We start from the raw sequence: 9,725 nt of genomic DNA, 5'->3' as shown, positions 1-9,725 counted from the left end.
GGATGGCCGGCCGTTTCCGCCGAGCCATGGAAGGCGAGTCGGAAACCCCGCCCGGCGCGACGGGCGCGACGGGGCGCCAGCCATAAGACATGGCCGCGCAGCGGCATCCTTTCCCGAGCGACGGTGTAACCGGAGCGACGAGGGTGGCGGCCGACGGCTCTGCCCCACGCCGCCCGCCGCCGCGGGATCGCCGACAGGGTCGGCTCCCACCAGGTTGGGGCGCACTTGGGCTACAGGCCCCCATCGGGGCCACATTGGTGAATTAGAAGAAGGAGTCGACGCCGGATACGCGGGCCAGGGCTTGCAGGCCGGCGGGGGCGTGGGTGACGGATAGCGCCCTGCCCTGGCTGCGGGTGTGGGCCAGCAAGGCCAGCACGGTGGCGAGACCGGCGCTGTCCACCTGGGACAAGCCGGCCAGGTCGAGATTGACCTGCCGGCCGCCATCCAACTGGCGGCGAGCGGCATCCAGCGCTTCGGCCGCGGTGGCGAACGTGAGCGCGCCGGAGACCACCAGGGTCTCCGGCGCCGGATTGCCCAGCTGGAAGCCCGGCTGGCTCACTTGCGGGCGCCGCCGGTCTGCTGCTGCATTTCGTCGATGGCGGCCGAACCCTTCTGCTCCAGGTCGGCGGTCAGCTTGTCCAGGCCTTCTTTCTTGATCTCCGCGTCGACCTGGTTGCGGTAGTTCGTGATGTACGAAATACCCTCGATGATCACGTCGTAGGCCTTCCAGTCACCCGTCTTCGACTTGCGGAACGCGTAGTCGACCGAGACGGACTTACCGTCGTCGAGCATCACCTGCGTACGCACGACGGTGCGCTTGTTGTTGAGGTCGCCACTGAACGGCAGGACCTTCACGCGGCCACGGGTGTAGTTGAGCAGGCCTTCCGCATAGCGGTGGGTGATCGAGTTGTAGAAGGCCTTGGCGAAGCGCTCGCGCTGCTCGGGAGACGCCTTGGAGGCGTTCTGGCCGAGCACGAGGATCGACGCGTAGTCAATGTCGAAGTGCGGCAGGAAAACGTCGTCGATGACGGCGATGAGCTTTTCCTTGTCGCTCTTCAGTTCGGCCTGGTGGCCCTCGATGGCCTTGGCGAGGTCGTCGGAGATGGTGGTGACGATGCCCTGCGGGGACTGCGCGTCGACCGCCGCGGCAGGTGCGGGCGCGGCCTGTGCGAAGACGGGCGCGGCGACCACCGTGGTCATGGCGAGGGCGAGGGCGAGGGAAAGCTGACGCAACATGCGGTGTCTCCTGGTCCGGCCTTACTTCTTGCCGGCGTTGTCGGGTTGGGTGGAGCCCTGGGCGCCACCGGACTTGTTGTCGCTCGGCGAACCGTTCACCAGGAACTTGCCGATCAGGTCTTCCAGCTGGAGCGCGGACTGCGTGAGCACGAAGCTGTCGCCTTCCGCCAGATATTCCGGCGACCCGCCGGGTTGGATCGCAACATACTGGCTACCGATCAAACCGCTGGTGAATACCGCGGCCGACGAGTCATCGGGTATCTGGGAGTAGCGCTTGTCGATCGCAAGGGTCACCGTGGCTTCGCTGCTGCCGGGCTTGATCACCACCGAATCGACGCTGCCGATGGGCACGCCGGCCATTTTCACCGCCGCGCCGGGCTGCAAGGCGCCCACGTTGGTGAATTCGCCGGTCACGTGGAAGGTGCCGCCGAGGCGGTCCGGCGCGCTGCCGCCACCGAAGAACTTGCCGAGCATTTCCTCCAGCTGCTGGGCCGGACGGGTCAGGCCGATCTCGCCGCCTTCCTTCACCGGATTCTTGGAGCGGCCGAACTGGATGCCCACGTACTGGTCGCCGAGCAGGCCGCTGGTGAAGATCGTGGCGACGGAATCGTCCGGGATGTCCTTGTGCCGGTCGTCGATGGACAAGGTGACCTTGGCCTCCTCCTTGCCTGGCACCAGTTCGATCGACTGCACGGAGCCGACGCGCACGCCGGCGATCTTCACCGGGGCACGGGTCTTCAACTGGCCGACGTTGGCGAAGTGGGTTTCCACCGTGTAGCTGGAACCCTGGCTGGCGTTGGCCACCGAGGTGGTCTGCGTGGCGAGGTAAGCGAGGGCGGCGAAACCGAGCACGATGAACAGGCCGGTGCCGACGGCATAGGAACGTCTCTGGGTCACGGCACGATCCTCGAATGGGCGATGAAGGAATGACGGGTCATGGCGGGTCTCCGGTGCCTCAGATCAGGAACGAGGTGAGGACGAAGTCCAGCGCCAGGATGGCGATGGACGAGGCAACCACCGTACGGGTCGTCGCATAGGCGACGCCCTCGCTGGTGGGCGGGGTGGTGTAGCCCTGGAACACCGCGATCAGGGAGACCACGATGCCGAAGGCGATGGATTTGAGCAGCACGCCGTCGATGATGTCCTTGTGGACATCGACGGTGGCGGTCATGTTCGACCAGAACGTACCGTTGTCGATGCCCAGCCAGGTGACGCCGACCAGGTGGCCGCCGAACACGCCCATGGCGCAGAACACCACGGCGAGCAGGGGCAAGGCGATGACGCCGGCGAGGAATCGCGGCGCGGCGACGTAGGCGATCGGATCGACCGCCATCATCTCCATGGCGTCGAGCTGGTCGGTGGCGCGCATGAGGCCGATCTCGGCGGTGACCGAGGTGCCGGCACGGCCGGCGAACAACAACGCGGTGACCACGGGGCCGAGTTCGCGGTAGATCGCGATGGCGACGACGGTGCCGGTGGCTGAAGTACCCCCGAAGATCGAGAGCACGTCGTAAAGCTGCAATCCGAGCACCATGCCCACGAACAAGCCGCAGGTCATGACGATGGTGAGGCTCATCGCGCCGACGAACCATATCTGCCGGATCGTTTCGCGGCCATGGCGCAGGCTGCGCGGGATGGCGGCGAGGATGGTCAGCAGGAAGAGCCCGCAGGCACCGATCTGCGTCAGGCTGCGAATGACGACGTTGTCGTCCTTGGCGGTCATGCCTTGCCTCCGGGGAAACCGAGCGCGGTGGCGTAGTCGCCCGCGGGATACTGGAAAGGAACCGGACCGTCGGGCTCGCCACCGAAGAACTGCGCCGTCCACGGCGAACCGTCGTTGGCGAGGGAATCGGGCGCGCCCTGCGCCACGACCTTGCCGTTGGCGATCAGGTAGACGCGGTCGGCCACTTTCTGCACGGCAGCCAGCTCGTGCGCCACCAGCACGCTGGTGATGCCCAGGGTCTGGTTGAGCGTACGGATCAGCAGCAGCACCTGGTTCAGGGCGATCGGGTCCAGCCCGACGAAGGGCTCGTCGTAGAGGATCAAGGCGGGATCGAACACGATGGCGCGCGCCAGCGCCACGCGACGGGCCATGCCGCCGGAAAGCTCCGTGGGCATCAACCGGGCGGCACCGCGCAGGCCGACGGCCTGCAGCTTGTTCAGCACGATGTTGCGAATGAGTTCTTCCGGCAGCCGGGTGTGCTGGCGCAGCGGAAACGCCACGTTCTCGAAGACGTCGAAATCCGTGAGCAGCGCGGAGTTCTGGAACAGGTAGCCGATGCGTTCGCGCAGGTCGAACAGTCGCTCGCGCGACAGCGCCGGCACGTTCTCGCCGTCCACCTCGACGCTGCCCGCGTCGCCGCGCATCTGCCCGGTGATGTGCTTCAGCAGCGTGGTCTTGCCCGTGCCGCTGGGCCCCATGATCGCGGTGACCTTGCCTCGCGGGATGTCCAGGTCGAGGTTGTCGAAGATGGTCTTGCCGTTGAGGACGGTGGTCAGGCCGCGGATGCGGACGATGGCGTCGTCGGTCATGGTGCGAGCAACTCCTCGATCAGCGATTCGTGGCGGCGGGCCGACCACGGCGTGCGCTGGCGGACGGCGCGGACGATCGCCTGGAGATCGCCCAGGGCGTCCTCGAAGCGGTCGTTGACGATGATGTAGTCGAACTCGTGCGCATGCGCGATTTCCTCGCGGGAGTTGAACAGGCGGCGCTCGATCACTTCCGGCGCATCCGATCCTCGACCCCGGAGACGGCGTTCGAGTTCCCCCCGGGAGGGCGGCAGGATGAACACGCTGACGCAATCCGGCTTGCCCTTGCGCACCTGGCGCGCGCCCTGCCAGTCGATCTCCAGCAGGACATCGGCGCCTTCGGCCAGCTTTCCCTCCACCACGGTACGCGAGGTGCCGTAGAGGTTGCCGTGCACTTCGGCATGCTCGAGGAAGATGCCGTCGACGATCTCGCGTTCGAAATCCGGACGCTCCACGAAGAAATAATGCCGGCCGTATTCCTCGCCCACCCGCGGCGGCCGCGTGGTATGCGACACGGACAGCGATATACCGGGCTCGCGCTCCAGAAGCGCGTTGACCAACGTGGACTTGCCCGCCCCGGAGGGCGCGGCCACCACGAACAGGGTGCCTTCGATCATCCGCGGCTATCTCGTTGGGGGTTCATGACTCGCTCCCGGTGGCACCGGCGCACCGACCGGGCAAAAGGCGATTGTACCGGGTTTCGGCTATCGGCCACCTTTCGCCCGGGCGAGCCGGGTCTCAGTCCGGCCGCTTGTAGACCACCCCGCCCTTCATCACGAAAGCGACGTGCGCGAGCGTCCCGATGTCCTTCGTCGGATCGCCGGGCACCGCGATGATGTCGGCTTGCAGCCCGCCGCGCAGCTGGCCGATCCGGTCCTGCTGGCGAAGCACCCTCGCGTCCACCGCCGTCGCGGCCAGGAGGGCGCGGGCGGGCGTCATGCCATCGCGCACCATCCACTCCAGCTCCTTGTAATTGGTGCCGTGCGTGAACACGCCCACGTCGCTGCCGTTGCCTATGGTCACGCCGGCGTCCATGGCCAGCTTGAACGCCTTCGCCGACCTGGCCATCGCCTCGGTCGGTGGCTGGCCGGGTTTCCAGCCGCCAAAGTATTCGGCATAGGCGGCGCTCGCTTCGAGCGTGGGCATGTAGGCCACGTCGTGCTTCTTCATCAGCGCGAAGACTTCCGGGGTACCGTCGTAGCCATGCTCGATGGTCTCGACGCCGGCCATGACCGACCGCCGCATGCCTTCGGCGGTCGAGGAATGCACCGCCACCGGCAACCCCAGCGAGTGCGCGGTCTCGACGGCGACGTTCAGTTCCTCCTGGCTCAACGTCGGCATCGAGCCCTTGGCCTTGCCGCAGTGGCAGTCGGCGTAGAGCTTGATCCAGTCCGCGCCATGCGCCGCCTGGTCACGCACGGCGTCGATCATCTGCGCGGTACCGCTGACCGGCGCCGCGCCCTGCGGCAGGTCGATGTCGTCGCGGAAGCCCAGCGGACCCGGTCCATAGCAATGCCCGGCCACGATCGCGCGCGTCGCCACGAACAGGTGCGGGCCCGGGATGAGGCCCTTGTCGATGGCTTGTTGCACGTCCACGTCGGCATAGCCCGCGCCTTCCGTGCCCAGGTCGCGCAACGCCGTGAAGCCGCTCATCAAGGTATCGCGCGCATGCTTTACCGCTTGCACCGTGCGAAATGCCAGCGTCTCCTTAAGAACCTGGTCGTTCCACAATGTTTCGTTGTACGGATGAAGGAAGACATGCGAATGGGCATCGATGAGGCCCGGCAGCAAGGTCATGCCCGGCAGGTCGATGGTCTGCGTGCCCGGCGGTGCGGAAACCTTCGCGGACGGACCGACATCGGCGATCTTGTCACCCTGGACGAGGACCACCCAACCGGCATGCGCCTGTTCGTCACGGGCATCGAAGACGCGGTCGGCCTTGAGCAGCCACGCGTGGTCCGCACGCTGACCGGCAGCGGACGGCACGTCGGCGGCAAGCGCGAGCGTCGACGCCGCGATGCCGGACAACGCGAGAAGCACCTTTCGAATCCACTTATCCATGCGTCATGTCCCCTCACCTACCCGGATGGTACGTCCGCTCCACATGCCCTTCGAGTTCTTCAGGCCAGAAATACACCGTACGCAGGTTACCTGTGGTGTAACGCTCGGCCTCGTCATCGAAATGTTTCGACGATGGGTCGCCGCTTTCACCGCCGGCGGTGATCGCCCGCGCGTGCACCTTGTCGCCGAATTCGACCACGGCGACGAAGCTGTTGCCGCTGGTGCCGTAGTAGCGATTCGTGCCGGGCCAGCGATGCGCACCGAACGAGGCCAGCGAGCCCCAGCGTGATGACGTGAACGGCACGGGGATGCTCGGCTTCGCATCGTCGAAGCGTTGCTTGATCGCCCCGTCGACACGCTGGAAGCGATTGACCTCGCCCCAGGGCACGCCCCAGCTGCCGAAGTCCTTTTCCAATCGGTCCGCCGCCTCGGCCAGGGCGTTCAACCGCACCTGGGGACCCGCTTTTTCCGCCATCACGTCATACACCGACAGGCCTTCCGCGGTATCCAGCTTGCTCGCCTTGTCCCAAAGGATGTCGCCCCAGAACACGGCGAGCGACGTCGGCATGGAGGCGATGCCCCAGCGGTAATCCCAGGTGCGCAGGAGCGCGACCGGACCGGCGAGCCGCCGCTTCAGGGGATCGGTGGCGGGAAGCGCGTCGTAATCGGCGATCAGGATCGGCAGTTGGCGCGCGAACGCCGGCAGGTACGGATCGAACGCGGCGTCGATCAGCGAAGCCAGCGTGAAGTCGCGCCTGCCCGTAAGGACGCGTGTCGCGTGCAGGCCACGCGGATTCTCGCCGACGGCATCCATGTAACGCGGAAAGTCGGCCTGCTTCGGGCTGTCGGGGCCGGCGGCCGAGTACGGCCAGTCGTTGGTGTTGAAGATCCACCCGGTCGGTGGATCGAGCAGGTGTGGCGCCTTGTCCAACGGAAGTATTCCCTTCCAGTCCGTCGCCGGGTCGCTGCCGTCGACGGGTTTCGTATAGTCGAAGCGGTCGTCGCGGTTCGGGATGAACTGCGGATGCAGGTAGGCGATGTTGCCCTTGTCGTCCGCGTAGATCGTGTTGTTCGACGAGTTCGCCTTGAACCCGGCCACCTTCATATAGGTCGCGTAATCGTCGGCCTTGGTTCGCAGCCAGCTCTGTTGCAGGGCCTCCAGTGGTTTGTTCATCAGCGCCACGGCGATCCACTTGTCACCTTCCGACCGAACCACGGGACCGTGGTGCGTCGCGTAGACGGTGAAGCGGCGCTCCGAAAGCGATCCGTCGGCCATTCGCACCGGCACCGCGATCTCGCGAGACGTCACCGGACGGAGCTCCTTGCCATAGCGATAGAACAGCTTGCCGTCCTTGCGCTGGATGGTCTCGGCGAATTCGTCCACCACGTCGGCACCGGTGGAGGTGTGCATCCAGCCGATATGCTTGTTGAAGCCCTGATAGATGAAGAACTGGCCCCAGGTGACCGCACCGTAGGCGTCCAGTCCTTCGTCGCTCGACATCTGCAATTCGGAGCGGAAGAAGAACGAGGTGTGCGGATTGATCAGCAGCAACGCGTGACCGTTCGCCGTGAGCTTCGGTGCGATGGCGATGCCGTTCGAACCCGTCGGCTCGGCCCAGCTCGACGGCGGCACGAACTGCGCCAGGGCGCCGGCGGGATCCTTCCCGTAGAACGCCTGCAAATCGGCCGTCTTCACCCGCTCTATGTCGCCACCGATGCTGCCTTCGCTGAAGCTCAACGCCATCCACGGCTCGAAGCGCCGGATCACACGCGGCTGCACCTCCGGGTGGCTGGCAAGGTAATAGTTGAGGCCGTCCGCCCAGGCGTCCATCAACCGCTTGAGCCACGCCGGGCTCCGCCTGTAGTCGGCCTTCAACGTCTCCGGGCCGACGAACAGTTTCTGCCGCAGGTCCTGCCACAACGCGGATTCCCCTTCTGCCTCGGCCGTGCGGCCCAGCGAAGTGAGATAGTTGGTTTCTACGCGGTTGAAGTCGTCCTCGGCCTGGGCATAGGCCATGCCGAAGACGGCGTCGGCATCGCTCTTGCCGTGGACATGCGCGATGCCCCAGTCATCACGGACGATGGTGACGGCCTGGGCTTCGTGACGCCAGCGGGCCGCGTCATCCGTGGCGGCATGGACGCCAGGGGTGGCGAGCAAACCACCCAGCGATACGGCGAGCATGATGTGACGAACGGACATGGGCGCATCTTCCCCTGGATGGATCGTCGATCCTAGCCGTGCGGATCGAGGGTACGTCAAGTGCCGGCAAGGCCGATTTGCGGTACGTTTGCCCGACACTGCCTGGAGACGTCCATGCGCATCGCCCTGCTTTCGTCGTTGTTGCCCGCCCTGCTCGTCGTCAGCATGCCCGCCGCGTCTGAGGAGAAGGACGACCTGCGGAATATCCTGCAAGCCGACCACGACATCTGCGCCGCCTTCGAACGCGAGGACGCCGACTGGCTGGAGCGGCACCTGGACCCGACCTTCACGCTCACCAGTTCCACCGGCAAGGTCACCACGCGAGCCGACGAGGTCACCGATCTACGCAACGGAACGAAGTACGACGTGTTCCGCAACCGCGACGTGAAAGTGCGCCTGTATGGGGAGGCGGCCGTCGCCACCGGCATCACCCGTGTGGAGGGCAAGGCCGAAGGCAAGCCTTACGCCCTGGATTTCCAGTTCACGGATACGTACGTGCGCAAGCCGGGTGGCTGGGTGCTGGTAGCCAGCCACGCGTCACGGTTGCAAACGCCCCGGTGATGTCAGCCGTGTGCCAGCGCGTAGTCGATCGCCGCGCGCACCGCCGCCACCTGCGCGTCGTTGCACTGCTGCGGCGTGGCCCGCTGGCTGTCCGGATACACCTCGGTGGTGGTCGTGTAGCGTGCGCCGGTGATGCCCGCGCACAAGCCCAATGCCTTCAAGGCATATTCGATGACACCCGGTGCCACCTGAGGTGAGCCGATGATCTCGCCGCGCGCATCGGCGGGCGCGATATGGGTGACCTTGGCCACCGCTTCGATCACCGCCTGCTGGAAAGCGGGCTGGGGGTTCTCCGTATCGTCCACGAGGTAGAAGCCATCGGGAATCTCGCCCGGCTCGAAGTCCTTGCCATCACGTGCGGCGAGGGCGGGGCGGAATTCGGATTCGTCGGAGTCGGTCGTCTCGTGCAGGTCGATGTGCATGAGGACGCGTCCGCGCAAGGGTGCCAAAAAGTTCACCAGGGCCGCCGCCTCGCCCGACGGGCTTCCCTCGCGGAAATTCCGGTTGGGATCGATCGCATCCGGATTCCAGCGATGGATGCGCTCATAAGCCCAGGGACTGACGCAGGGCACCACCAGCAGGTTCGCCCGTCCTGCATAGTCCTGAGCATGGTCGCGCAGGAACTGCAATGCGCCGTGCACGCCGCTGGTCTCGTAACCGTGCACGCCACCCGTCACGAGCATGAGCGGCAGATCCTCGCGCCAGTCACGGCTACGGACGGCCATCAGGGGGTAGTGCTCTCCTGCGTAGTCGAGCGCGCCGTATTCCGTGATGTCGAAGCGTTCGCGCAGGGGCGCCAGCGCTTGCAGGACATCGGTGGCATAGCTGCGCCGCTTCACCTGTCGCGAACGCCAGTCGGCGATTTCCACGGCACCCCACGGCTGCCCGTGGTTACCGATGGGATACGACGGCTGGCTGCTCATGGCGGAGGGAATCCTTTGTCGAAAGGGCCGCTACTTTATCACTGAACGTCGGTCGAACATCTCGTCTTCCGGGCCGGCGGCACAACGTTTGAACAACTCGCAAAGCAGCCGGGTCTCTTGGGCTTAAAGCGTGGAAAGCATCTGTCGCTCCATCGGGTCGGCTGCTTTCGCGCCGTCGGCGGCAACCTTATGACCGGCCGCCGTCACTCGGAATG

General features: G+C 65.8%; 10 protein-coding genes. 1 reads left to right on the top strand and 9 read right to left on the bottom strand.

Going from position 1 to position 9,725, the window contains the following annotated elements; translation table 11 throughout:
• Positions 1–262: 262 nt before the first annotated feature.
• From ACR9ZJ_RS11370 to ACR9ZJ_RS11335, 8 genes are all read right to left on the bottom strand, one after another.
• Complete coding sequence (locus tag ACR9ZJ_RS11370; RefSeq protein WP_481287809.1) at positions 263–559, bottom strand: STAS domain-containing protein; 297 nt, start codon at positions 557–559, stop codon at positions 263–265.
• Positions 556–1,236 (bottom strand): MlaC/ttg2D family ABC transporter substrate-binding protein, encoded by a 681-nt coding sequence (locus tag ACR9ZJ_RS11365; protein WP_481282472.1) that lies wholly within the window; start codon positions 1,234–1,236, stop codon positions 556–558. The genes ACR9ZJ_RS11370 and ACR9ZJ_RS11365 overlap by 4 nt, the downstream gene beginning before the upstream one ends.
• 21 nt (positions 1,237–1,257) lie before the next feature.
• On the bottom strand, positions 1,258–2,133 hold the full coding sequence (mlaD, locus tag ACR9ZJ_RS11360) for an outer membrane lipid asymmetry maintenance protein MlaD (protein ID WP_481282471.1): 876 nt from the start codon (positions 2,131–2,133) through the stop codon (positions 1,258–1,260).
• A gap of 58 nt (positions 2,134–2,191) precedes the next feature.
• The gene (gene mlaE / locus ACR9ZJ_RS11355; protein WP_481282470.1) at positions 2,192–2,959 is read right to left on the bottom strand and encodes a lipid asymmetry maintenance ABC transporter permease subunit MlaE; all 768 of its coding nucleotides are present in this window, start codon (positions 2,957–2,959) and stop codon (positions 2,192–2,194) included.
• Positions 2,956–3,768, bottom strand: coding sequence for an ABC transporter ATP-binding protein (locus tag ACR9ZJ_RS11350; protein WP_481282469.1), 813 nt, complete (start codon positions 3,766–3,768; stop codon positions 2,956–2,958). Before ACR9ZJ_RS11350 ends, mlaE begins: the two co-directional genes overlap by 4 nt.
• Entirely contained in the window at positions 3,765–4,382 is a 618-nt protein-coding gene (gene gmk / locus ACR9ZJ_RS11345) for a guanylate kinase (RefSeq protein ID WP_371022523.1), read from the bottom strand. The genes ACR9ZJ_RS11350 and gmk overlap by 4 nt, the downstream gene beginning before the upstream one ends.
• Before the next feature lie 121 nt (positions 4,383–4,503).
• Positions 4,504–5,826, bottom strand: coding sequence for an amidohydrolase family protein (locus tag ACR9ZJ_RS11340; RefSeq protein ID WP_481287808.1), 1,323 nt, complete (start codon positions 5,824–5,826; stop codon positions 4,504–4,506).
• Positions 5,827–5,839: 13 nt separating this feature from the next.
• Positions 5,840–8,026 (bottom strand): penicillin acylase family protein, encoded by a 2,187-nt coding sequence (locus ACR9ZJ_RS11335; protein ID WP_481287807.1) that lies wholly within the window; start codon positions 8,024–8,026, stop codon positions 5,840–5,842.
• Between the two features lie 114 nt (positions 8,027–8,140).
• On the opposite strand from ACR9ZJ_RS11335, the gene ACR9ZJ_RS11330 reads away from it, so the two are divergent.
• Positions 8,141–8,587 carry a nuclear transport factor 2 family protein gene (locus ACR9ZJ_RS11330; protein ID WP_481282466.1) on the top strand — a complete coding sequence of 149 codons (447 nt, stop codon included), beginning with the start codon at positions 8,141–8,143 and terminating at the stop codon, positions 8,585–8,587.
• Positions 8,588–8,589: 2 nt separating this feature from the next.
• Here ACR9ZJ_RS11330 and ACR9ZJ_RS11325 read toward each other — a convergent pair whose 3' ends face one another.
• Entirely contained in the window at positions 8,590–9,510 is a 921-nt protein-coding gene (locus ACR9ZJ_RS11325; protein ID WP_481287806.1) for a M14 family metallopeptidase, read from the bottom strand.
• Between the last annotated feature and the right edge of the window lie 215 nt (positions 9,511–9,725).

The organism is Luteibacter sp. KNZ12-1A, assembly GCF_056755675.1.
Note: the sequence above shows the minus strand (reverse complement) of the source record. Positions and strands in the feature narration are given on the sequence as shown.